The organism is Flavobacterium sp. 316, from assembly GCF_000967805.1.
GTDB classification, from domain to species: domain Bacteria; phylum Bacteroidota; class Bacteroidia; order Flavobacteriales; family Flavobacteriaceae; genus Flavobacterium; species Flavobacterium sediminilitoris.
Window position 1 is genome coordinate 252,995 of sequence record NZ_JYGZ01000007.1, and the last position, 24,781, is coordinate 277,775.

General features: G+C 32.3%; 21 protein-coding genes. 8 read left to right on the plus strand and 13 right to left on the minus strand.

What is annotated here, in order from left to right:
* Positions 1-63: 63 nt before the first annotated feature.
* From SY27_RS16300 to SY27_RS16335, 8 genes are all read left to right on the plus strand, one after another.
* On the plus strand, positions 64-906 hold the full coding sequence (locus SY27_RS16300) for an intradiol ring-cleavage dioxygenase (RefSeq protein ID WP_235271004.1): 843 nt from the start codon (positions 64-66) through the stop codon (positions 904-906).
* A 536-nt stretch (positions 907-1,442) separates the two neighbouring features.
* A complete protein-coding gene (locus SY27_RS16305; RefSeq protein ID WP_045972314.1) occupies positions 1,443-1,838 on the plus strand; it encodes a VOC family protein in 396 nt (131 codons plus the stop codon).
* Positions 1,839-2,022: 184 nt separating this feature from the next.
* Positions 2,023-2,811 (plus strand): hypothetical protein, encoded by a 789-nt coding sequence (locus SY27_RS16310; protein WP_152640779.1) that lies wholly within the window; start codon positions 2,023-2,025, stop codon positions 2,809-2,811.
* Positions 2,812-2,944: 133 nt separating this feature from the next.
* Entirely contained in the window at positions 2,945-3,760 is an 816-nt protein-coding gene (locus SY27_RS16315) for a hypothetical protein (RefSeq protein ID WP_152640780.1), read from the plus strand.
* A 194-nt stretch (positions 3,761-3,954) separates the two neighbouring features.
* A complete protein-coding gene (locus SY27_RS16320; RefSeq protein ID WP_045972319.1) occupies positions 3,955-5,640 on the plus strand; it encodes an FG-GAP-like repeat-containing protein in 1,686 nt (561 codons plus the stop codon).
* Positions 5,641-6,000: 360 nt separating this feature from the next.
* The gene (locus SY27_RS16325) at positions 6,001-6,477 is read left to right on the plus strand and encodes a hypothetical protein (RefSeq protein ID WP_045972321.1); all 477 of its coding nucleotides are present in this window, start codon (positions 6,001-6,003) and stop codon (positions 6,475-6,477) included.
* Positions 6,478-6,661: 184 nt separating this feature from the next.
* The gene (locus SY27_RS18355; RefSeq protein ID WP_052705396.1) at positions 6,662-10,231 is read left to right on the plus strand and encodes a PKD domain-containing protein; all 3,570 of its coding nucleotides are present in this window, start codon (positions 6,662-6,664) and stop codon (positions 10,229-10,231) included.
* Positions 10,232-10,249: 18 nt separating this feature from the next.
* Positions 10,250-11,125 carry a type IX secretion system membrane protein PorP/SprF gene (locus SY27_RS16335; RefSeq protein ID WP_082084380.1) on the plus strand — a complete coding sequence of 292 codons (876 nt, stop codon included), beginning with the start codon at positions 10,250-10,252 and terminating at the stop codon, positions 11,123-11,125.
* An 83-nt stretch (positions 11,126-11,208) separates the two neighbouring features.
* On the opposite strand, the gene SY27_RS16340 is transcribed toward SY27_RS16335, so the two are convergent.
* The 13 genes from SY27_RS16340 to SY27_RS16400 form a co-directional block, all read right to left on the minus strand.
* The gene (locus tag SY27_RS16340) at positions 11,209-12,186 is read right to left on the minus strand and encodes a phosphotransferase (RefSeq protein ID WP_045972324.1); all 978 of its coding nucleotides are present in this window, start codon (positions 12,184-12,186) and stop codon (positions 11,209-11,211) included.
* A gap of 1,246 nt (positions 12,187-13,432) precedes the next feature.
* Entirely contained in the window at positions 13,433-14,728 is a 1,296-nt protein-coding gene (locus tag SY27_RS16345; protein ID WP_045972326.1) for a Fic family protein, read from the minus strand.
* Between the two features lie 365 nt (positions 14,729-15,093).
* Positions 15,094-15,483 (minus strand): hypothetical protein, encoded by a 390-nt coding sequence (locus SY27_RS16350; protein ID WP_045972328.1) that lies wholly within the window; start codon positions 15,481-15,483, stop codon positions 15,094-15,096.
* A gap of 58 nt (positions 15,484-15,541) precedes the next feature.
* Positions 15,542-16,198 (minus strand): hypothetical protein, encoded by a 657-nt coding sequence (locus SY27_RS16355; protein WP_045972330.1) that lies wholly within the window; start codon positions 16,196-16,198, stop codon positions 15,542-15,544.
* Positions 16,199-16,234: 36 nt separating this feature from the next.
* Positions 16,235-17,320, minus strand: coding sequence for a hypothetical protein (locus tag SY27_RS16360; RefSeq protein WP_045972332.1), 1,086 nt, complete (start codon positions 17,318-17,320; stop codon positions 16,235-16,237).
* A 17-nt stretch (positions 17,321-17,337) separates the two neighbouring features.
* On the minus strand, positions 17,338-18,195 hold the full coding sequence (locus tag SY27_RS18360) for a hypothetical protein (protein WP_052705397.1): 858 nt from the start codon (positions 18,193-18,195) through the stop codon (positions 17,338-17,340).
* A 16-nt stretch (positions 18,196-18,211) separates the two neighbouring features.
* Entirely contained in the window at positions 18,212-18,664 is a 453-nt protein-coding gene (locus SY27_RS16370) for a hypothetical protein (protein ID WP_045972333.1), read from the minus strand.
* Positions 18,665-18,869: 205 nt separating this feature from the next.
* Positions 18,870-19,409: an NADPH-dependent FMN reductase gene (locus SY27_RS16375; RefSeq protein ID WP_045972335.1), complete on the minus strand. Its 540-nt coding sequence runs from the start codon at positions 19,407-19,409 to the stop codon at positions 18,870-18,872.
* Between the two features lie 256 nt (positions 19,410-19,665).
* Positions 19,666-20,460: a cation transporter gene (locus SY27_RS16380; RefSeq protein WP_045972337.1), complete on the minus strand. Its 795-nt coding sequence runs from the start codon at positions 20,458-20,460 to the stop codon at positions 19,666-19,668.
* Positions 20,461-20,464: 4 nt separating this feature from the next.
* Positions 20,465-22,636 (minus strand): TonB-dependent receptor, encoded by a 2,172-nt coding sequence (locus SY27_RS16385; RefSeq protein WP_045972339.1) that lies wholly within the window; start codon positions 22,634-22,636, stop codon positions 20,465-20,467.
* An 86-nt stretch (positions 22,637-22,722) separates the two neighbouring features.
* On the minus strand, positions 22,723-23,025 hold the full coding sequence (locus tag SY27_RS16390) for a hypothetical protein (RefSeq protein WP_045972341.1): 303 nt from the start codon (positions 23,023-23,025) through the stop codon (positions 22,723-22,725).
* 223 nt (positions 23,026-23,248) lie between these two features.
* The gene (locus SY27_RS16395) at positions 23,249-23,737 is read right to left on the minus strand and encodes an SRPBCC family protein (protein ID WP_045972343.1); all 489 of its coding nucleotides are present in this window, start codon (positions 23,735-23,737) and stop codon (positions 23,249-23,251) included.
* Positions 23,738-23,827: 90 nt separating this feature from the next.
* Complete coding sequence (locus SY27_RS16400; protein ID WP_045972345.1) at positions 23,828-24,700, minus strand: AraC family transcriptional regulator; 873 nt, start codon at positions 24,698-24,700, stop codon at positions 23,828-23,830.
* Between the last annotated feature and the right edge of the window lie 81 nt (positions 24,701-24,781).

A 24,781-nucleotide genomic window follows, 5' to 3' on the forward strand; every position in this document is an offset into this window, starting at 1 on the left:
CTAAAAAGAATAGTTTAGGTTTGTAAGGAATAAATAAAGCAAACAGGATAAAAAATGAAACAAATGAATAAAATAGGTCTATTCTTATTGCTTCTAACACTATTTATAAGTTGCAATGGACAAACAAACGCTAAAAGTCAAAATCAGAATGTATCTGAGATAGACAATAAAAAAATTATTGGAGGTGGCTGTGAAGGTTGTGAATTGATGTATGTTGAAATGCCCGAACAAATACTGCCCGAGCACACGAGTTTAGGTTGGACTGAAGACAAACAAAAACTTATTTTGACAGGTAAAGTTTTTCAACTTGATGGGAAAACACCTGCATCTGATGTCATCATCTATTATTGGCATACAGATGATAAAGGATTGTATTCATCAAGTAACCAGACACCTAAAAAAGCAAAGGAACACGGCAAACTTCGAGGTTGGGTAAAATCTGACAAAGATGGAAATTACACTATTAAAACTTCAAGACCGGCTGCTTATCCGAATGATAATATTCCGCAACACATTCACTTATCTATAAAAGAACCAGACATTCCAAACGAGTATTATGCTGATCTTTATTTTGATGATGATCCATTGTATTTAAAACATAAGAAAAAGTATGGTAAACTTGACAGAGCAGGAACTGAATTGTTAAGAGTGGTTTTGGACAGTAAAATTCAAATTGCAGAGCACAACATTGTATTAGGATTAAATATTCCCGATTATCCTACTAAAAATAGAACAGACATTCAATCGGGTTTAAACATAGGTGAAGATCAGCCTTCATTTATACCATTTCACGCATATGGACCCGACAAAGGGACAAGAACTTGCCCCGTTTGTAAATATGGACGTTATCACGGGATTGTATATTTTGTTGGTGATAATCCAAATTGGGACGACATCAAAAAATGACTTAAACAATTAGACAACGAAAGTGTAGCAAGAGAAAAGTATCTTAAAGCATATTTTGTTTATGGAAATTCGAAAAATTATAATAAGCAGACACGTCATACAGAGTTAGACAAGATAGGTAAAGAATTAGGGCTTCAAAAGATTGCTTTGACTTTTGTTCCATCATTTAGCGACAGCGAAAGTGAAGCAACCCTTAATAAAATAAATCCTAATGTTGAGAACACTTTTATCATATACAGGCACAGAACAATAGTTGACAAATATGTAAATCTAAAACCGAAAGAACAAAACTTTAAACTCATAACAGAAATACTCGACAAGACAAAAGGCAATTATTTTGACTTTAACGAACCAAAACACGAATGACAGAAAGGGCGATAACAGCAGTTTTACAAAATGGCAAGTTTAGTAATATAATTAAAGTTATTTTTACAAATTAAACTTTAGTACTTAATTAAAAGTAATCGCCTTGAAATCTGCCGCTTCACCAAGCTGCAAAACGAGTAAAAAGATTATGAGAAATAAAAATTAAAAATATGAAATACGCCTATACAATACTTTATGTTGAGAGTGTGTCCGAAACAATTGAATTTTATGAAAAAGCGTTTGGATTTAACCGAAAATTTTTGACACCTGAAAGTGATTATGGAGAATTGATTTTGGGAGAAACTACAATTGCTTTTGCTTCTATCGAATTAGGAAACTCAAACTTCAAAAGCGGATTTGAAAAAATATCAAAATCCCAAAAACCTTTTGGAGTAGAATTAGTATTTACGACTGAAAATATTGAAAAGGACTTTCAGAGCGCAATCAATTTTGGAGCAACCGAATTTGAACCAATAATCGAAAAGCCTTGGGGACAAAAAGTTGGATATTTAAGAGATAATAACGGATTTCTAATAGAGATTTGTACGCCAATGAAAACGGAATAAAACACGAGCGAAAACAAACTGAAAATAAAACCTGTTGGCAACACCGTATATAATTTATTGCTAGTCCTAGCTTCTTTATAAAAATCCTCGTGAATTTTCTATTTGGTTTTTATTTGCTAAATTAGGTGCTAGAACATGTCGCTAATTATATACAAAATCGTTAGACAACATAAAGAAAACGACATTGATAAATAGAAAAATTAACTTCAAAACCATTTGGCAAAGAGCCAAAATCAGACCAATTTTACTACTCTTTGCATTTCAAGGAATTGCATTTTCATTACTTCTTTTTCTTCCGATGGGCTTAATGATGAATTCATTAAGAGATAGTTTTCCATTTGTTGAAAACGCTGAAAAAATTCAATCTGATGGAATAAAAACTAATGCAATTCTAACTGGAATTAAAGGGATTGATAACATAACGATAAATGGAAATAATCCACAAATTTTGACTTATGAATTTGATAACAACGGACAGAAAACGGAATCAAAATTTAGTGTTTTTGAACCAGAAAAAACAGATAATTTAAAAATTGGAGATTTAATTCCAATTAAACATTTGAATGAAGAATCAATGCCTACAGAATTTGAGCAATATTCGTTTAGTATGGATTTTATGTATTACATAGCTGGAGTTGTCTTTTTAATTGGACTAATTCTTTGCTATTTTCTATACTCACGAATAAATAAAGAAATCTCATTGTATAAAACAGGTAGAATTATGGAAGGTAAAATAATTTCAATTAGCCATAATAATGGTTTCACATTTTCGAAATTTGGTTCGTCAATGGATGTGCATTATGAATATGGAAATAACGTTGCGAAATCAAGGACTAATAATTTTGCTTTGACAAATAACAAATCAATTGGAGATTCAATTAAAATTTTGGTTTCACAAGACGGAAAATCATCTTGTCTATATCCAGAATTGATTGCCAAAACTAATGGTTGGAAAGAAAATTACATTGCCTAACACCATATATAATTTATTGCTAGTTCTAGCTTCTTTATAAAAATCCTCGTGAATTTTCTATTTGGTTTTTATTTGCTAAATTAGGTGCTAGAACATGTCGCTAATTATATACAAAATCGTTGTACATCACCTTATGAAAAAAAACACTTTAGTAATTTTAATATGTTTTGTTATAATTATAAGTTTGGTTCTAATTTCTAATTTGTTTTTTCAGAAAAAGGAAGATATTAAAAGTATACTTTCTGCAAAAGAATTATCAAAATTTGAAAACTTCATCAAGCAAAAATTTGAAGAGGATGTATTTAATGGACATTGGAAATATTTACGAGATATTACTTATGAATATAAAGAAGGAATTTTTGAGTTTAAACAATATATTAAAGATAACAAAGGAAGAAATACTACTTCATATGAAGTATTTCAAGTTAAAATAATTGCATCTGGAAATCAAATTATATTTTATGAATTTAGCGTTCAAAAAAACAAGAAAGTTAAATATGAATGGAAAGATTCTTTTAGTTGGGAACCTTATTATGTTTCTATTGAAAAATTCAAGAATGATGAAGAATACAAAAAAATAAAAAATAATTTCAAAAAAATATTTGGATCTGATTTAAATGAAAGTGAATTATTTATGGCTGATATTGTTTATGGTGGAAGTTGTGGAGCGGGTGCAATGTATTCAAGTGAAAGAATGCAATTAAACAGTTTTGTTGATAAAAAAGACAAGATTAGTATTTTAAAATGGTTAAAATCAACAAATGCTGAAAAACAGATATATGCTGTTGAGGGGCTTCTTAAATTAAAAAAAATGGGGATAGTTCTAAATAAAACAGAATTAGGAATAATTAAATATATAACACATAAAAAAGGAACAATAAAAGTATGTAATGGCTGTATATATTCAAGTAAAGAACTAAGCGAAGTAATTAAATTATTTGAATTATAAAAGACAAACATACAGCAGTAACCGTTGTTGTGCAACCTCTTTAAAAAATTAAATCTTCATATAATTAGCTTCTCAAAAACGTAATGAAAGCTATAATAAAAACAACTAAGTAGACTACGAAAAAGTTGCACAAGCTACGTATGGTGTACTACTATTATTTAGAGTAACATTGTATTTTTAAAAAAAAAGATACAATGAAGAAAAAATACTCATTATCCATTTCATTAGTTTTGATGCTGTTACTATCAAATACTATTTACTCACAAAACATTGTGGCTACTTCTCCAACTATGAACGCCATAAATGTACCTGTAAACGCTAATTTAACTATTACTTTTGATGCCGTTATTACACCTGTAATATTTGTTTCTGCAACTGTTACAATAATGGGATCTCAAACAGGTAGAATTTTGGGAACTTTCTCAGGAATAAATACAAACGTAATCACTTTTAATCCAAATGTAGATTTTAAACCAGGAGAAATTATTAGCATCTCTTTAAAAACTAGTACAAATAGAGTAGTAGCTAGTTTTACAACTGCGGTAAGCCCGAATAGTGCAGGAGCTTTTGATTATGGACAAAATGTAATTACTACTAATGCAAATAGAGCTTTTTCTGTGTTCTCTGCTGATTTAGATGGCGATGGAGATTTAGATGTGCTATCGGCTTCTATAGATGATAATAAAATTGCTTGGTATGAAAATGACGGAAATGGAAACTTTGGAGCCCAACAGATTATTACCACAAGTGTAGATGAGGCTTGGGGCATTTACGCTGCCGATTTAGATAATGATGGCGATATGGATGTTATATCTGCTTCGTCAAGAGACGATCGTATTGCTTGGTATGCCAATGATGGTTTGGGAAATTTTGGATCTCAACAAAATATAACAACCCGAGCTAATTTAGTAAGGAGAATCGATGTTTCAGATATAGATGGCGATGGCGATTTAGATGTAATTTCAACATCCTCTAATACAGGACATATTTATTGGTATAGAAATAACAATAATGGTAACTCTTGGACAGAAGAAATTGTTACAAGTTCGGAGGCTACTGGAAGTGCAATATATACAACAGATTTGGATAATGATGGTGATATAGATGTACTAGCTGCTTCAAATGGCTATGTTATTTGGTATGAAAATAATGGATTGGCAAACTTTAGTTCTCTTCAAAATATAAGTACATCTGGCTATAGTGTAGCAGGTATATATGCAAAAGATTTAGATGGCGATGGCTATCAGGATGTATTGGTTGCAATAACTAGCGTTGGAACAGTTTGGTACAAAAATAATGGGAATGGAACATTTGGTTCCCAACAAATTATTGCACCTCATGCGATAGCTCTTTTCTCATACGGTGTTTATGCTACTGATTTAGATGGTGATGGTGATATGGATGTAATTTCAGCCTCATCAAGTGATGATAAAGTGGCTTGGTATGCAAATGATGGAACGGGTAATTTTGGTACTCAGCAAATTATAACAACTAGTGCAGATGCAGTTCGAAATATTTATGCCGTAGATTTAGATGGAGATGGAGATATGGATATACTCTCGGCATCTGGTAGTGATAACAAGATTGCTTGGTATAAAAATGAAAATAACCCTCTAAGTTTAAATAATAATGAGCTTAAAGATAATGTGCTACTGTATCCTAATCCAGTTAAAAGCCAGATAAACATTAAAGTTGCAAATGGAGTTATTATTCAAAAAATAGAAATCTATGATCTTACTGGACGCTTAGTAAAGAAACAAAATATAGAAAATAGTTTGGAAATAATTCAGATTGATATTTTAAACTTAAAACAGGCTAATTATAATATTAAAATAACAACAGATAAAGGAATATTAACCAAAAAGCTTATTAAAATATAAAGTACTAGTAACTTGAATTAATTAGGAAGACCTTAATGCAAATAGTATTTAAGGTCTTTTTGTTTTTTATACTTTTTTAAGATACGTATGTTACGAGATAATTGCTCAACCTACGTATTTTATGGTATTTATAAATATTGGAAATTGCATTATCATTAAAGTAGCATTGTTTTTCAGAACAATATTGCGTTACCAGAAAAAGTGAATTAGTATATATATAAGAAATTATTCAAAAAGATTTTAAGAGACTAAGTTGATATTAAACCTTAATCTACAATAAATGATTGTTTAACGAATAACAACACGATACATCTTAATAAACAACAAATAAAATAACATGTAATTTAAAAATTAATAAATATGAACGATCTAAAACAAAATCCAAAACTTATTGAAGCTGGTGATGAGCTAATAAGAAAAACATTAAAAGTTAGTATGACTGATAATGAAATTGATAACTATATGCTTGAAAGAAGTAAACTATTAGACCCAATTGATGCTGAGTTAGAAATAAAAATGGTAGCAGTTGATGGTAAGTTAAAATGTAGTCCTAAAGACATGAACAAATATCCATATGTATGGGAGCATAGAGTATTTGGTTTTGGACTTATCAATTTAAAATGTGAAGGACTACTAGGTACAGGTTATAAAAGTTGGGATAATTTTTGGAGTAATACTACCTCCATAGCACTAACTTCTGTTAATCTAGAATTTGGAATAGTAGGAATAATATTTTTCAGAAAAGATGGAATGCCCATAGGAGATTTCAGATCTGTAAACATGGGCAGTTTAGGTTTCATGGCAGGTGGTGCAGCAGGTGGTTGGGAAAGAAAATAATACTTTTTTGTAATACTATAATTAATTTCCGTATAATTTAATTAATAAGACCTTAACACTTAATACAAGAGCAGTTAAGGTTTTTTTATATCATATTATACGTATCCTACGTAATAATTACATACTCTACGTATTTTTGTAATAAAATAAATAGAATACTTTTGTAGTATAAAAAATGTTAATTATGAGTATAAAAACTACTTTAACCGCAGTATTCTTTTTCTTTTGGGGAATTGTAATACTACAAGCCCAAACCATTACGCCTCTAGGTGTTATTAATACTAGCGGTACTACTGCTAATTTAACAATAGGAAATGGTGATAATACCAGTTCGGGGAATTCGTACTCTGGTAGACCAGGAAATGATGTTTACTTCTCATTTTCAACAAATGAAGAAATGGCATTAGCAATCATTTTAAATAGAGAAACTATAGGAACAGAAACGAGTATGTATTTATTAGATGCTAACAATAATCTAGTAGTAAGTACAACCACAACTCGATTAGCCTCAACCTTACCCATAGGAAATTATACTTTGATTTTAGATGCTGATGTTGGAAATACGGGTACTTTTAAAGTTACAATGAATCCTGTTATTGCAAAATTTAGTGCAAGCCCATTAGTAGGTAATTCAACACCGTATACTGTTTTTTTTACAGATCATTCCGTTTTTCCTGATACTTGGCTGTGGGATTTTGGAGACGGAGGTACTTCCACAGCTCAAAATCCAATTCATACTTATACTAGTTTTGGTGCATATACAGTAAAATTAACGATACACGATACAAATGTTGGAATCAATCATGTTATCAACAAGGTGTCATACATTAAAATTTCTGCTCCAGTAGCTGATATTGGAGGGCCAGCATCAGGGTATTTTGGTTGTGCACCTTTATCTGTCAATTTTATTGATGCATCTGTGGATAATGGAGCACCTATTATTAGTTGGCTATGGGATTTTGGAGATGGTACGACTTCTACTGATCAAAACCCTTCACACACTTACGATACTACAGGTAACTATACTGTTTCTTTAACCGTTACAGATAGTTTTGGTAATACTGATACGGATGTATTTACAAATATGGTACAAGCTATTGGAGCTAAGCCTAATTTTCAAGCTAATCAAACACTAATACAGCCGAATACAAGTGTTACTTTTACTGATTCAACTATTTTTGGGGCTCCAGCTACTGGTTGGCTATGGGATTTTGGAGATGGAAGTCCAACTTCAACTGCACAAAACCCTTCTCATACATATACTACTTCAGGAAATTATACAGTTAGTTTAACGGTATCAGATCTTGATGGTTGTTCTAGAACACTTACTAAAGCAGCTTATATTAAGGTTTTAGGTTGCCCAGAAAGTGTAACAGTAAATAATAATGCTGGGCAATGTGAAGCCAATGTAGTATTTCCAGATTTTGAAGGTTTCAGTAATGGAAATGCTATTCAACTGGATGGAACAAATGACCATATTATGGCTTCACTTCCTACTATATTTAATTCTATTGGTACAAATAATTTTACTATTGAAATGTGGGCTAATAGAACATCATCTTCTACCAGTAGATTGTTTTTTGCACAATTTGATTCGAATAATTTTGTAACTATATTAATAAACTCATTAGGTGTACCTTATATGTTTATAAGGGATAATTCCACTTTTTATAGTGTAAATACTGCAAATAGTATCCCTTTGAATCAATGGACACATTTAGCTTTTAAATGGAATGCAACTTCAAAAACAATTACTGTTCTTATTAATGGTGTTGAACTACAAAATACTGCTAGTGGTGGTTCAAGTACTTTTGGAGATAATAATCGTATGACTATTGGTTCTAGAACGGATAGTGCTCAATTTTTTAAAGGTAAAATAGATGAGGTACGAATTTGGAATCAAGAAAGAAGTAATGCAGATATTGCGGCTTCAATGAATATTTGTGTTTCAGAAACAGATGCTAATTTAGTAGCTTACTATCATTTAGATGAAGACTCTGGAAGTACTATTGTAAATGATGCAACTGGGAATGGTTATACAGGTACTTTAATCAATAGTGACACAACTACAGCTTGGGCTGATGGAATTGTTTCTTGTAACGGATATGTCACTAACGATTTTACAAACACAAATAATGCATCGGGAGTTTATCCAATAGGAAATACTACAGTAACCTGGACAGCAACCGATGCTACAGGAAACACAGCTACTTGTACGCAATTAGTAACTGTTGTAGATAATGAAAATCCAGTGATTACTTGCCCAGTAGCTATTACAATAAACACAGATGCAGGAGAATGTACATCAACAGCTTCAATAGGCACTGCAACTGCAACCGATAACTGCGGAGTCCCAACAGTAAGTAATGATGCTCCATCTTCTTTTCCAATAGGAGATACTACAGTAACTTGGACAGCAACCGATGTTACAGGAAACACAGCTACTTGTACGCAATTAGTAACTGTTGTAGATAATGAAAATCCAGTGATTACTTGTCCAGTAGCTATTACAATAAACACAGATGCAGGAGAATGTACATCAACAGCTTCAATAGGTACTGCAACTGCAACCGATAATTGTGGAGTACCAACAGTAAGTAATGATGCTCCATCTTCTTTTCCAATAGGAGATACTACAGTAACTTGGACAGCAACCGATGTTACAGGAAACACAGCTACTTGTACGCAATTAGTAACTGTTGTAGATAATGAAAATCCAGTGATTACTTGCCCAGTAGCTATTACAATAAACACAGATGCAGGAGAATGTACATCAACAGCTTCAATAGGCACTGCAACTGCAACCGATAACTGCGGAGTACCAACAGTAAGTAATGATGCTCCATCTTCTTTTCCAATAGGAGATACTACAGTAACCTGGACAGCAACCGATGCTACAGGAAACACAGCTACTTGTACACAAGTGATTACAGTTACAGATATAGCACTTCCTACAACAATTGCTCAAGATATAACTATTTCATTAGACACTTCGGGAAATGCAAGTATAACACCATTAATGATAGATAATGGAAGTAATGATAATTGTACAATAGCTTCGTTAACTTTAGATAGAACCACTTTTAACTGTTCAGATGTTGGAACTCCAGTTTTAGTAACACTTACAGCAATTGATGCCAGTGGAAATACGAGTAGTGCAAATGCATTTGTAACAGTAGAAGATAATGAAAGTCCAGTAGTAATTACCCAAAATATTAGTGTAGAGCTTAACAGTTCTGGAACTGTTACAATTACTCCTGAAATGATTAACAATGGAAGTTATGATGCTTGTGGTATTGCAAACATGGCATTAAGTATAACTACTTTTAATTGTCCAATACTTAATGAAGATCAGTTAGTTACATTAATAATTACGGATGTTAATGGGAATAGTAATACCGCTACTGCTTATGTGTCGTTTACTGGTTCCGATTTAGATTTAGATAATATTGCAGATTCTTGTGATACGGAATTAAATCCAGATGTTACACCAATTTTAGGTATTTCACCAAATAACGATGGAGAGAATGACACTTGGGTTATTGAAAATATTACCAATTTTCCAAAAGCAAAAATAGAAGTTTTCGACAGAAATGGTGTTGCTGTTTACAATGCTACTAATTATCAGAATAATTGGGCAGGAAATAGAAATGGATCAGGAGAATTAGTGCCAGTAGGTTCTTACTATTTTAGCATTAATATTTTTGGAGATGGATCCTTATTCATTAAAGGATGGTTATACATTAATTACTAATTGTTTATAAAAGATAAAATGAAACTATATAAAATATTTTTTTCGATATTATTCCTTTTCATCACGTCATCAAACGCAGTGGCACAGGTAGAACCAAATTATTCCCTGTATCGTTATACAACTAATTTTTTTAATCCAGCAGCTTTTGGTGTTGATGAGAAAGTGACAATAAAAACCAATTTTAGAAGCCAATTTCTAGGTATTGATAACGCTCCAGAAACACAAAGTATCAGTTTAGGAGTTCCAATAAAGGATAAAATGAATTTAGGAGCTATTGTAATAGCAGATAAAGTTTTTATTGAACGAACTACTTCTTTGTTTGCCACTTTTTCATACAAAATACAAGTAGGAGAAGCAACCGATTTATTATTTGGAATTCAAGCAGGAGGAACATTTGTAAATATTGATTTTGAGAGGCTCGGTTTACCAGTAGATCCTTTTCTTTCTCAAAATGCCAATTATTTTAACCCAAACATAGGTGCTGGTTTTTACTTAAAAAACGAAAAATATTTTGCATCATTATCTGTTCCTAGACTTTTTGAAACAGATCGTGTAGCAGATAAAAATGGAATAGTAACCCAAGCTAATAATAAAGCACAACTCTATGTAAGTGGAGGATATCATTTTAATATATCAAATGACATTAAGTTTATCCCGTCTACTTTAGTGCGTTTATCAGAGGAAGAAATAATCACAGATGCTACAGGGACTTTCGAATTCTTTAAAAAATTTGATGTAGGTGTAAATTATAGATTAGATAGAGCTATAGGCGGACTTTTATACATAACGGTAAAAAACCGACTTAAATTAGGTTACGCTTATGAATCTAACCTAAGTGATATAAATAAATATGATAACGGAACACATGAGTTTGGATTGAGCTTTGAATTTTAATAAAAGAAAAAAAGCTGTTCTTGAAATAGAGAATAGCTTTTTTAATAAATTTTAATTGATTGATATTGAATATCTAAGTTTCTTTAAGACTCATGATATTCAATCCAAGATTTCATTTTACCAATATACATTTTTAAATAATTTTCAGATAAAAAAATATTCGACCAGTCAAATCGTTGAGATTGAACGCCAAGATAGAAAATCCAAATAGCAGCACCAGCTTTAGGAATTAATAGCATTTCTTCTTTAGTTAGTTTTCTAATACTCTCATATCCATTTAAAAAAGACTTCATTTTAGATTCATATTCCTTTTTATCAGTTTCAATATGAAATAGCTGTTTGCAAAAATAAGCAACATCAAAAATTAAATAACCATTTCCACAAAAATCAAAATCAAATATGGTAACCTCATTTTGCGTTGTAATACTCATATTATCATACCAAATATCCATGTGAACAACTCCTTTTGGGATATTTTTTAATTCGTTCAAATCAAAATAATCTTTAATTTCTATACTTTGCTTTTTTATAAATTTCATTTCCTCTAATGTTTCAGAAAAGAAAGGTTTTGCATATTCATAAGGAAGCTCAAGTAGTGTTTCTAAATTATAATGTATTCGGTTAATTTCTTTGTCAAACATTTTAGTATGAATACTTGCCATAATTGAACCAATAGAAAAACAAGTTTCGTTATTTATAAACCTAACCTTATTTCCCTCTGCAAAGGAAAAAAGAACAAGATATCGAGTTCCTTCAGGCGCATTTATTTCTTGAATATACTCTCCCTTTTTATCTGCAATAGGATAAGAAATGTTGATAGCATGCTCTTTTAATACATTTAATACGTTAATTTCTGCAAGAATTTCCGATTTAGAACGCCACTTGTAGCTATAAACGCGTGCAACATATTTTATTTCATTTTCCGTAATAAAATAAGTATGATTAATTCCTGTTCTAAACAACTCACAAGAGCCGTTTTTATTTAGATTGTATTTTTCTATGATGAATAAGCCTAATTCTTTTGCCGAAAGAGTAGAAGATGTAACAGGAAATGCAGTCATTTTTTTCTGAAATTAATATTTTCATTGCAAAAATAGGGATATAAAATAGGCTTAACATAATTAATTCTTAATCTTGTTATCCTGTGAAGCATCTTGTTTGTATTTTTAAAACATGTTATTAATTATAAGTTTTAGAGCCATCGACTCGGTTAATAGTATAGAGGCAAGGTTTTAATTCACACATTACAGCACATCACGAAGAAAAAGAGTCGCAGATTTAATATAATATTGTTTTCTATTACACCCTAGAAAACATGTAATTCAAATTTTTTGCATTATAATAATAAGTTTGTATTTTAATTATTAATTATCCACAATTAATAATTAAAAAAGAGCCATTACAAGTAGAAACACATTGCCATGCGTCTCTGTTTTGTTGTTAATTATGAAGGAGACAGCAAGCATTGCCTCTTTGAAGTTAAAATAGGGTTTGGTTTTTAGTAAATGATCTCTCTTTTTTTGGGTTTAGTAGCAGTCAAGTAGCAGTTTCGTTCGGAAGTTGTTGCGAAAAAGTGCCTGTTTACCGCTACTTGACGCTAGCGTTTCCGAACAATCTCCGAACAAAGGCCTTATTTGACTGGTTTTAATACATCAGAATACGTCAAAACCGGTCAAAACCAGTCAAAACCATTCAAAAACGAGTCAAGAGTGTTTTTTTTGATAAATTGGAATGCCTTTTGATGTAGTACTCAATTGATGAGTTTGTTTTCAGTGTTTAGTGTTGAATCTTAGTTTTTCAGTTTACGAGTAATTAATCGATTAAAATCAGTAGAGTTTGAGTGCCAAAATAAATAGTGTTAGTTTAGGGTTTTGCAACTATTTAGTTCATCGAGCAAAAACTACGGGAATATATATATATTGTTATCTCCATCCTTGTCCCAAATACGAGGTTTAAGAGTAGAAAAATCGAAATCTTGATTTAACAAAGAAGAAAATTATTGCCAATGTACTAAGCTTAGAGGTAACCAAGCTAAACTTTTATTCAAAAGGAGAAAAAACCGATAGTAAAGGCTACACCAAACGCACTTACAGAAGTAGCGAGAGCGATTGTAAAAATGATGCTTTACAACTTTAAAAACTGGATTTTAAGCCAACAAAATTTTTACATTTATGAACTACATTTAAAAATAAACCTCCTTTAAATCACTTTAAAAGAGGTTGGATTTTTATGATTTTGATTCTGAAGCTTCAAGATGTTTTAAAAAAGGGTAGTTGTGCAACAGTTACCATTGTTGTGCGATCGTTTTTATTTTAAATAATCATCAATTGCTTTCTTATTTTTAATGGCGTATTTAAATGGTTTATTAGATTTATCTTCATCAATTAATCCTAGTTTTATAAGTTCATTTATATCCTTACTTGCTGTCTGTCTTACAATTTCATGTTTTTCACTATAGGAATTCACTGTGACATTGTTTTTTTCTTTTAAGTATAAAAAACCAATTAGATCAGCTTGTCTTTTATTTAGTCCTTTGTTAAGTAATTCATATGAAACAAGGTTTGCTTTTTTTCTCTCATCTAATTTTTTATCTCTATATTGTATTAATTTTTCAAATGCTATTCTAATATTTTTTATTGAGTAAGTAATAAAATAGTTTAAATCATTTTCATCATATTCAGTTTTAAGAAAAGCTTTGTCATATTGAGTTCTAGATTCTAGTATTACTCTTGAAATGGAAATATTTTTAACTAATGTGTAGCCTTTTTTTAATAAATACCAATAGAATAATGCTCTTGCTGTTCTTCCATTACCATCTTTAAATGGATGAATATATCCAATCATAAAATGAATAATTGAAGCTTTAATAATAGGATGAATAAACTTTTCATCATCATTAATAAATTCGCATAACTCTCCCATTAATGATTTTACTTCATTCCAATCTGGTGGAATATGGGCAATTTCTCCATCAACATGATCAGTTACATATACTTCCCCTTCTCGAAAATCACCAGAATACTTTTCCGCATCTGTATTAGCAGTCATGATTTTATGAAGTTCAATAATTATTTTAAAGTCAATACTGGCATTTACGAATTCGCTTATGTATTCAATAGCTCTTAAGTTATTGAATATCATTTGTTCTGATTCATTTCTTGGATTTCGACCAGATTTAAGCATATCTCTAGCTACTTCTGTAGTTGTTGCTGCTCCTTCAACTTGCGAGGATGCTACTGCTTCTTCAAGCAATGAACTTTTAAAAAATTCTATTCTATCTGACGGTAGGATAGGATTCTGCTGAAGTCCTCCCATTAATTTTAAATCAAAATCATGCAGGTTTTTAGAAATATATTCGGAAATAAAATAATTGAATGTATAGTTTCCAAATTTTATTTTTTCATATTTTGAAGTTCTGTATGTCTTAAGTAATGTCCAATTTTCTATTTGACTATCAAATGGAGCATCTTTTCTGTATTTTAAATCGTCCCAATAATAATATTTTTCATCAGATTTTATAATGAAATCTCTAAATTCTCCCTTCCAAACTTTTTGTAAGTACTCAATATTTAATTTGGTATATGGTTGTTTTTCAAGTTTCATTTTATATAATTGTTAAATTGTCGTTCAAAATTAACAATGTTTATTTGATAATGCAAATTTTTCTGAATTAAAATGTCGCACAACGGTTTTCAGCTATACGCAGGCAGGGATTTTAATCACTGAGCTTACTACGAAGAACCGAACTTTAAATTTATCACTTTCCTGTCCTACGAAGCACGAACCCCCTGCTTGCGTATAGGTAATGTTGGGCGTTCGTTTTTTATTTTTTTCAAAGCGTCCAGATATTTTTTCTACACACTGTTGTCATCTTTTCTGTCACAAAGCATTTCTATTTTCGGCAATAGTTTTCGTTGTTATTTGTTTTCAAATTGTTTTGTAAAATAAATCATTTCCCATTAATGAAACTATTCTGGTTTAAGTGCATTTGCAAAAGCTGACATATCCATTCCGGTAGATTTGCGTGTCCATCTTTTAGGGTTTTCATACTCAAATTGAAGTCTTATTTTGTAATTTGGTTTCGTGATATGGATGAGGCATTGTAAAAATGGTTTATCGCCATCTTTTACCATCTCTGCTTTTAATTCCAATAATTTATCAAGGAGGTCTCCAAATTCACGAGGTGAGCCTGCCTCATAAGTGCCATCTTCTTGGTAAAGATACCCAGACATTTTCTCTTCATCTGTAAGCGTTATGGCAATGGCAAGACTGTGCCAAGATTTTGTTTGATAGGTTTTATCCTCCACAATCATTTCGCCTATTTCGGTGATGAGCTGTGCTTGTTTTTCTTTGCTCATTGTATTTTTCTGAATTATAAGTGTATTAATTTTTAAATTTCATTTTGTAGTTATCGGATTAATGAACTTTTTCCGTATTCATCACCTTAGTCTCTGTCCGTATGGAATCCATTAATTTTTTGTTGAATTTTCCTTTTTCAGAAATGGTAATTTTAAAAGAAACAGAATCTTTTTGAGTGATATATACTTTGCCGTTTTCTGCTCCTTCAGGAAATTCATAATTGGTATTTATCGCACTAAAATCATAGCTGTTAACATTCGTTTTCTTGCCATTAAGATAGGATAAGAATTGAAACTCATCATAAGCGGCATCGCCTACAAACAGGATTTCAGCATTGCGGTTTTGCTTTGGAAGCGTTACAAAATAGAGCGAATTACCCAATTCATCAGGTTTTAGCAAACTTAGAAAAGTAAAACTTTCTTGGTTGACAAAGTCCAAAAGATACAGATTAGACCCCAATTCTTCTTTGAAAGAAACATTTTTACCGTCTTGCGTATAATCAAATTCTTCCATAAGATTAGTTAGCGTTGCAGTATCAATCAATTGAGATTTGTCTAATGTTGTGTTGAAAGATACATTGTAAGTATCTTGTGATTTTTGGTTTGCTATTTTCTGTAATTGCTCAAATATTTGGGTTGTTGCAGCTGTATTTTCTTTCTTGTTGGTGTTGCAAGACATTACGATTAGTCCACATAGAAATAGTATATTTTTCATAGATGATGTTTAAATAATTGGGGGTTGTTTTTTGTGTTATAATGTTGAAAAATACTTCATATAAAATTCATCTTCAGGCAACTCGCTTGAAAATATGTTAGCGTGTTTTTCTAAAAATGAGTTGAGTGCCGATATTCCCATTCCTTTTAGCGAGACCTTGTTGGGTTGCAATACAAAAGTCGGTTCTGCCAATCCATCGTGAAACAATAATGTAGGCAGATAAGTAATGACATTTCCTTTTTCTTGAGGTTTTTGCATTGCATGAATTTCCTTGAGTTTCGCTTCATCGTTTTTGTATTGCAACACGAGGTAAGCTCTCAAAGTGATGCTTTCGTTTACCATCGTATTGTCCAAATAGTTTTCTATGGTTTTATACCATTCTTTTTTGGTGGCTTCGTTGGTTTCTTTCAACACATCATAATCTGCGTAATGGCGAACCGATGGTCCTTCAATTGGTGTAGAACCGCCATAATTGCTCGTTTTTACGTAACCCGAGACGAAGCGATTCAGTTGGGGCAGTTGAAAAGCAACTACTTTTTCGGTGTTATTTCCAGCTGATTTTCCTTGCAGTGCAATCAGTTTACTTAACGTATTCCAAGTCCAGTTTTTGAACGTATTTATTTCTTTGGCGTTTTTGCATTTATCGTTGGAAGAGTTGGGCATATATCCGAGTAAATCCATAATGATTTCTTGTCCGTCGTGTTCGGGTTGTTGCGGCATACAATCGGCAATTAAATCTTTATAGTTAACCCGTTTTGCTTCTGCAAATACGAGGTCAATTATTTCTTTACTAATGTTTCCTTTGCTTGGGAAATTATTAAGAACCATCGTTTGATTTGGATTATCTTCTGAATACGTGAAGCTTGCATCACCAAATATTTTTAACTCATAACTTGTGCTACCAGGGCCACCTGGTGTTTGCCGAAAGCCAATAACAAGGTCATTATCGGTATAGTCATTCAATCCTTTAATTTGTGTATTTACATCCATAGTAGGTGTATTGGTTGTGTTGTTATTTGTAACTATTTCTGAGTTTAAGTCTGATTCAGATTGGCTTTTACTTTCTGCACACGAATAAAGTGTAGCAAGTATTGTCAGTGTTGTGATGAGTATTTTTATCATATCCTATATTTTTCATTTTATGTTAAATCAATATTCATCTTTTTGAATTCTTGATATGCTTCGTCACTTACATAGCACAAATCCATCTTTTTTAAATTGGGAAATTGCTTTATATCTTCTGTGTTTTTAATATCCCAAAAGGTTTCATCGCCATTTCCGTAACACAGTAAATTCAAATAGATTTCGTTTCCTCCATCTTGATATATTTGTGTTATTTTGCGTGCCAATTTTTTTGGAATGCGAAGCTCTTTAAAATACTGATCGACTTCTGGGATTGGCTCATATCCTTCTTTTTCTAAGTTTATTTTTCTGGGCTGATACCAATCTACAAACTCTCGTAAATCAAATTTTGGCTTTAATAGATTTCTCTCATACATTAATTCTTGTATAATGGCGAGTTTAAAACCAAAGTCAGTAAATTCTATTATTTCTTCATCAATAGCTAATATAACATATTTATTTTGAGGGATTTCTTCTTTATACCTAAAGTTGTGCATAATATCGATAGAATGAATAATGTTTTCTCCTTCATTCATTAATCTGTTAATTTGGTATTTTTTGAAGTAGATAACACGGTCATCTTTCTCAAAAATGCTTTTATTATTTACAAAGAAGTCTCCTATAAAAAGATTTTCAGGTTGCTTATTTTCTTGTTTAGCTACTACAAAACGTAGTTTATAAATTTTATCCCAAGAAACATAGTCCACACAAATGCCAAGATTGTCCCAAGTTGCGTGCCAGCGAGCGTTCTCATACACACGAGGTGACGAAGGTCCCAAAATTTCTATAAGTGTATTGAGGTGTATAGGAAATTCAATTTGAGTATCGTTAATCAAAATCAAATCATCATTACATTGTATCTTTAGTTTACTCATTTTAAATTTTAAAAAATTACCGATTATCTGGGTTGATGGTTTTTATTTTTTGGTCATCATTTGTGGCTCTCAAACCATTTTCAACCATATACTTTGTAAAGTCATTATAAAAATTTGTAATGGTGTATCTTCTATAAACATCCTTTATTTTTAAAGGTGTTTTACCATCCGAAAAATAAAATACGAGGTTTGAAATACTTGATCCTTTTTTTAAATTCTCCTCATCATTTTTTGCTGCTTCCACTTTCTGGGAGCGTTTTTCGTCATTGTTTCGGTATGCAAGAATATATTCACCTAAAGGCATCACATTGTTAATCGTCGCCTCATTAAGAAATTGATTGATTCGGGCTTCTGTATCGGAATTATTGGCAAGATTTATAGAGATGATGTTTTCGTGTGGACCCATAGAGGGGTTTGTGTGCTCTAATTGAATAGAAGTTACCATTTCTGAAAGTTTTTTAGTTTTCATAGGATCTTTTTGTTAAGCTTTGTTTTCTTGATTTTGTATGGTTGTTTTAAAATGACGTCCAACGTCTTGGCACTACAGCGGGTTTGGGACTAAATTAAGCCCTATTTTCGGATTTGCCAAATCATCCCAAATACAAAACCAACTTTCCATTAAGCCAATTGCCCAAATCCGTTGTAGTGGCTGTTGGCGGTTCGTTGTTTTTTGTCTACTTATTGTTTATTAATTTCATTAAAGCGTCAATAAATTTTTCTAATTGTATTTTAGTTTTGTTGTCTATTAAATTTCCTTCCTCGTCAAATTTTCCTTTTATTCCTTGAATTAACAAACTTGTTTCGTTCGTGAATTTTGCCATTGCTGTTTTCATTATTAGTTGCAATTCTTCGTGCCCTTTTTGTCCACTCGCAGAAGCTGTTATCAGTCCACTTGGTTTGTCCGAAAAGATTGTTGTTGCAATAGACCATTCGATTGCGTTTTTCAGTCCACTTGGAATGCTAAAAACATATTCTGGCGTACAAATAATTATTCCGTCAGCTTGTTCAATGCTTTTTCTAAATTCAATTATTTGTCTTGGTGGTTTGTCGGCTGAAAGTTCTGGGTCAAAATGAGGCAGTAATTTTAGGTCCTTGTAAATTGTCAAGTTAAAGTCATTAATTGCCAAAACTGCGATTTGCTCAACAAGTTTTAGGTTTGCAGAATTTTCGCTGGCACTTCCAATAATTGCTAAAATGTTTTTCTTATCTGTCATTAAATTCCATAATTTTCTTGTCTGTCGTAAAGTTCGGTACAATGACCGCCAACGGGAAACGGCTTTGCGAAGGAGCGGAAATAGAAGCACAAAAGTTCAGTTTAGCACTACCGTAGCGTAAGCCATTTTCTATTTGCTAAATTACAAAAAAAGGAAATAAAAATGGCTTATGCGGTGATATAATTACTGTCGTTGAATTTTGCACTTAACCCGCTCTTTTGCAAAACCGATGTTACCTGCTGGCGTTCTTTCGGTTTCATTTCGCCAATTTCAATATTCTATACGCTCCTCTTGCCACAACTACAAATACAATAGCTCCGATAATCAAATCGGGATAACTCGAGTTTAACCAATTGACCAAAATTCCCGCAACGATAACTCCCGAATTGATTATAACATCGTTTGACGTGAAAATCATCGAAGCCTGCATATGTGCTTCTTTGCTTTTGTTCTTTTGCAACAGGTAAAGACAAAGTACGTTTGCTATCAATGCCAAAACAGAAACAATAATCATTGTTTTGAAATCGGGCATCGCTTCTATTCCGATAAAACGTCTGATAACTTCAACAAAACCGATAACGGCTAACAGGATTTGAAAGTAACCTGCAAATTTGGCGATATTGTTTTTTCTTGCAATCGTACCCCCAACAGCAAACAAAGCCAATGCGTAAACGATGCTATCGGCAAGCATATCCAAGCTATCCGCTACCAATCCCATTGAGTTGGAAAAAATACCGAACAACATTTCCAATCCAAAGAAAACGAAATTGATAATCAATACCGTCCATAGTAGTTTCCGTTGGCTATTGCTTGTATCTGTTTCAACAACTGCGTTAGTTTCTTCGGTTGAAATCAGCGTTGTATTTAGGTTCAAGGTTTCCAAAGCTGAAAAAATCGGCTCTGGGTTTCCACTATGGTAAACATTTAGTTTTCTATTGGGAATATCAAATTCCAATGACTTTACCGTATCAAAGTTTTGCAGTTTCATACGGATTAATTGCTCCTCACTTGGGCAATCCATTTTTGTTATATTAAATATGGTTTTATTCATCTTCTTAAAGTCTAAATTTTATTCCTCCGTTAATTACAAATCCGTCTAATGGTGCATAGATGTCTTTAAAAACAGGGTTGGTTATTGTACCTGTATAAATGTTGTCGAAACGTGTCTGTCTTGTATCAAAGAAATTTTCAAAGTTGATGTACAAAGAAAACCGTTCCCAAATTTTTTCAGCCATAAAGCCACATATAACATAGTCTTTTCCTGTTGTTCCGTCATTGAGCTTTTGCGGACTAAAATAATAGGCTTCCAAACCGATTTTCCATTTATCCTCTATTTCATACATAAGTACAGAGTTAATGCGGTGTTTTGGTGTTAGTGGATTTTCGGTATTTGTTCCGTTTTCAATCAATCGGGTATCGGTAAAAGTGTAGCCCAAAAACAATTTAAAATCATCATAACCGATTTTGATATTTGTTTCTGTTCCTTTGGTATGAATGTAGCCCGATGAATTGATGAACTGATATGTATTTGTAGCTATATTTTGAAGCAACAAAGGGTTATCCAAATAGGTGTAAAAGAATAAATGATTTATGCTGAATGTCCAATCATCGCCAATATTAGTACGGTAATTTATATCTGCATTTGCTCCGTAGCTTTTTTCCAATTTATTGGTATTATCGTCAATAGGCATTACGTTTTGATATTGTATGCGTTCGCTTTCTTCTGTAAAAATGGTTGGTGTTTTGTAGCCAAATCCGCCCCCGATACGTGAAGTCAATCCGTTTGCAATCTGAAACAATGCCGATACTCTCGGTAAAAAAACAGCTCCGTAATCTATCACGTAATCCGTTCTTAAACCTGTTTCCAATTGAAGCCAATCCGTAGCCTTAAAAGAATTTTGAACGAAAGCCCCGAATGTGGTTTGGTTGTAATCTCTCAACGGAAATGCGGTCATCTGCTTTTCTTTAAAATTGTCCGTCCAAATATTAACGCCTGTTGCCCATTCTGACTTTTCTTTGCTGTGGGTATAGCTTGCTTCCGTAAAAGTGGCTGTTTGCGTTCCCTCAAACTCGTAATTGGGAATAGCTGTATTGCGGTTAAAATAACTTACGCTGTTCTTTATCTGTACAAAACTGTTTTCGTTTACCGTATGGTCAAAAACAAATTGGGTAGAATAGCGTTGTGTTTTGTTTTCTTCAAAATATTGGTGTGTGTTATCGCCTTTGCCTTTGATGTAAAGCATATCGCCACCCAAACGGTTTTCAATGGTGGTGTTAATGCCGAAGTTCATTTTTGTTTTATCATTGAAGTAAACAAATAATTTAGGGTTCAGTACATACCTTTCAAATTGGGGAATGGCAGAAAGCCCGATTTGTGCAGGGTCGTAAGCTCCGTTGCGATTATGCGAAGCAAATATTGTCGTTCCGATTTTCTTAAACTTCTGTCCGTAAAAACCATTGATGTCTAAACCCCTGCCCGATGTTCCGTTTAAATGAAAACGCAAATCCCTTTCTTCCGTTGGTGTCTTGGAAATCAGATTTACCAAACCTGCTATTGCTCCACCACCGTACAGCGTAGATGTTGAACCTTTAATAACTTCAACCTGCTTTAAGTCAAGCGGTGGAATTTGCAACAAACCCAATCCGCTCGAAGCACCCGAATAAATAGGAAAACCGTCTTTTAAAATTTGCGTATATCGTCCGTCAAGCCCCTGAATACGAATACTTGCATTGGCACTTGTGGGCGATGTGGTTTGTACGTGGATGCCTGTGCTTTCTGCCAAAAGCATACGAATATCCCCTGCTTTCATATTGCCTTTTTCGTCTAACTCCTCACTTCCTATAAACTCAATACGTGTGGGGATATTTTGGATAGTTCTTGTACTTCTTGTTGATGAAATAACGATTTCTTCCAAATCTTCCGATTGTTCATAAAGTAGGATTTCAATCGGAGCTGTATCTTCTAACGGAAAATTAAAGCTGTCGGTACGTTGGGCAAAACCGATATAACTAAATTGAATTTCTTGCAAACCGTTTGCAATACCTGTTAATATAATATGTCCGTTTTCATCGGAAATTGTGGCGATTGTAGTGCCTGTTACCTGTGCGGTTACGCCCATTAAAGGCTCTTTTTTTTCGCTGTCTTTAATTACAGCTTTGAACGTATTTTGTGCATATACACAAAGGTTGAGTGTCATAAAAAATGACACAAAGAGTATTTTTTTCATTGAAAAATAATGCTTAATATTTAATAAATAAGTAATAACGGTGGAAAGCACCGTAACAAATCAGTTTGGGCGGAAAGCACCATATATTAAGCCAATTGTGGAGGATGCCAAATAGAATAAGGAAAGTCTGAAATAGGCGGTGTTGGCATTGTGCCTAATTTTCTTTGGGGTTCTTTTACTGAATGTTCAATCGAAAAATGAAAGTTGGTTAAAACAAATCCCGTACAGGTGTTGCAGTTAAAAAAAGGCGAACAGCAACTGCAATCTTCGTCTTGTTCGTTTTGTCCTTGCTCGGTGGTATGTTCCTGCATACATTTATCCTCAATAAAAGACGGTACGGCTGATAACAGCAATACATAAACGGCTAATATTAAAGATATAAATTTCATTTTACAAAGTTAGGTAAAAATTGTTTCGTTATTTTTTGATTTTCCCGAAATGTCGTTTTTTAGCACGAACGTTGTTTTACGCTTGCAGGTAACGGTCTCGTATAAGAGCAGTAGCGGATTAACACGCTGACTTTTAGGATAGCAAGATACTTAATTAAAAGAAAAAACGGTTCGAGTAAACACCCAAACCGCTATTGCTTTTATACAATGTTGTAGTTCGTTTTTATTTATCCAAATTAGAAATGAACGTTTCCTGAAATCCTTTTATCACAGATTCCATTTCTTTTTCATTTTCAGAATAAGTTTTATATTTTGATGTAAATGTTACTTCACAACTATTTTCGGCAGCTTTACTAATTTCAAAAATACCAGTATAATTAGTAATTGGCATTGGTGTTGATAGTATGATGAACTCCATTTTATGATTTTTACTGTCAATTTCAGTCAATTCCTCTACAATTTCTCCACCGCCTTTTAAATAAATTGTCCTAACTGCACCTACACTGTTACCTTTAACACTAACACGTTCTATTAAATCTGGTACAAATTTATCAGTTCCGCCAAAAGCAACTAATTTTTTCCACACTTCACTGGTCTTAACTGCTACAATATTTGTTGTAGTTACTTTACTTTGAATTTCTTTCATACTTTTTTCCTTTGTTTTACAGGAAGTAATTGTTGCTATAAATAGCAATAAAACTATTTTCCTCATTTTTAATGATTATTTGTTGATGCAAAAGTATTTTGCAATCAAAAAATAGAATTTGGTAAAAAAGCGGAAATATCAATTTTCGGTCAAAACTCAAACTATTTTTGTCATTCGCTCTCTTATTAAATATTGTTTTGGTGTCTCTTTGTATGTTTTTCCAAATAGCGATATAAAGTGTGAAACATTTTCAAAACCTATTTCTAGTGAGACTTCGTTGATTGTTAGTTCGCTGGTTGAGAGTAATTTTTCTGCTTTTTCTAATCTTTTGCTTATAAGCCACTTCTTCGGTGTTGTTCCAAAGTTTCTTTTAAAATCTCTTCTAAATGTAGACAAACTTCTTCCTGTTAGAAATGCATAGTCCTCTACTAATAATGGTTTATCAAAATTGAGTTCCATTATTTCCTTTATGTTTCGTTTTGTAGTCTTTTGAAGTGATTTTAGTATTCCTATAAAGTTGTTTTTTTGGTTTGAGTTGTAAAACAAATATAATAACTCCATTAACTTTAGTTTGGTAATATCTTTATAGCTGTTTGAGTTGTTTTGATAGAGCACTAAAATGGTTTCAGTAAACACTTTGAGTTCACTAGAATATTCCATAACATAGTTAAGGGCTTTGTTGCTTATTAAATCCTTTTTGTTCTTCAAAAAATCATTAATTACACTATCTTCAATAAAAAAGAAAAGGGCTTCAAATTCATCATTTTCAGGGATGATATCAGAAATCATATACCTGCCTTTCGGAATAAAAACCACCTGATTTTGTGATGCTAAAAACTGTTCAGCTTCATAGTAAGTTTGAATTTTCAGTTTGCCTTTTAAAACAATGGATATTACGTGCGAAGCAACATAATGGTCTGTTTCAGTATCGATTGTATCTATGGTTTTATGTACAATACTTGAAAGTCCATCAACCATTATTTTCCTTACTTTGTTATGTTGATATAATAATAGTGGAACTACTTTCATCTAAAGGTTATGGTTGGTTTTAAATGCACTACAACGGTCAAGTATAAGCGTAGTGCGGGATTAGAAGCACTTCACTTTCGG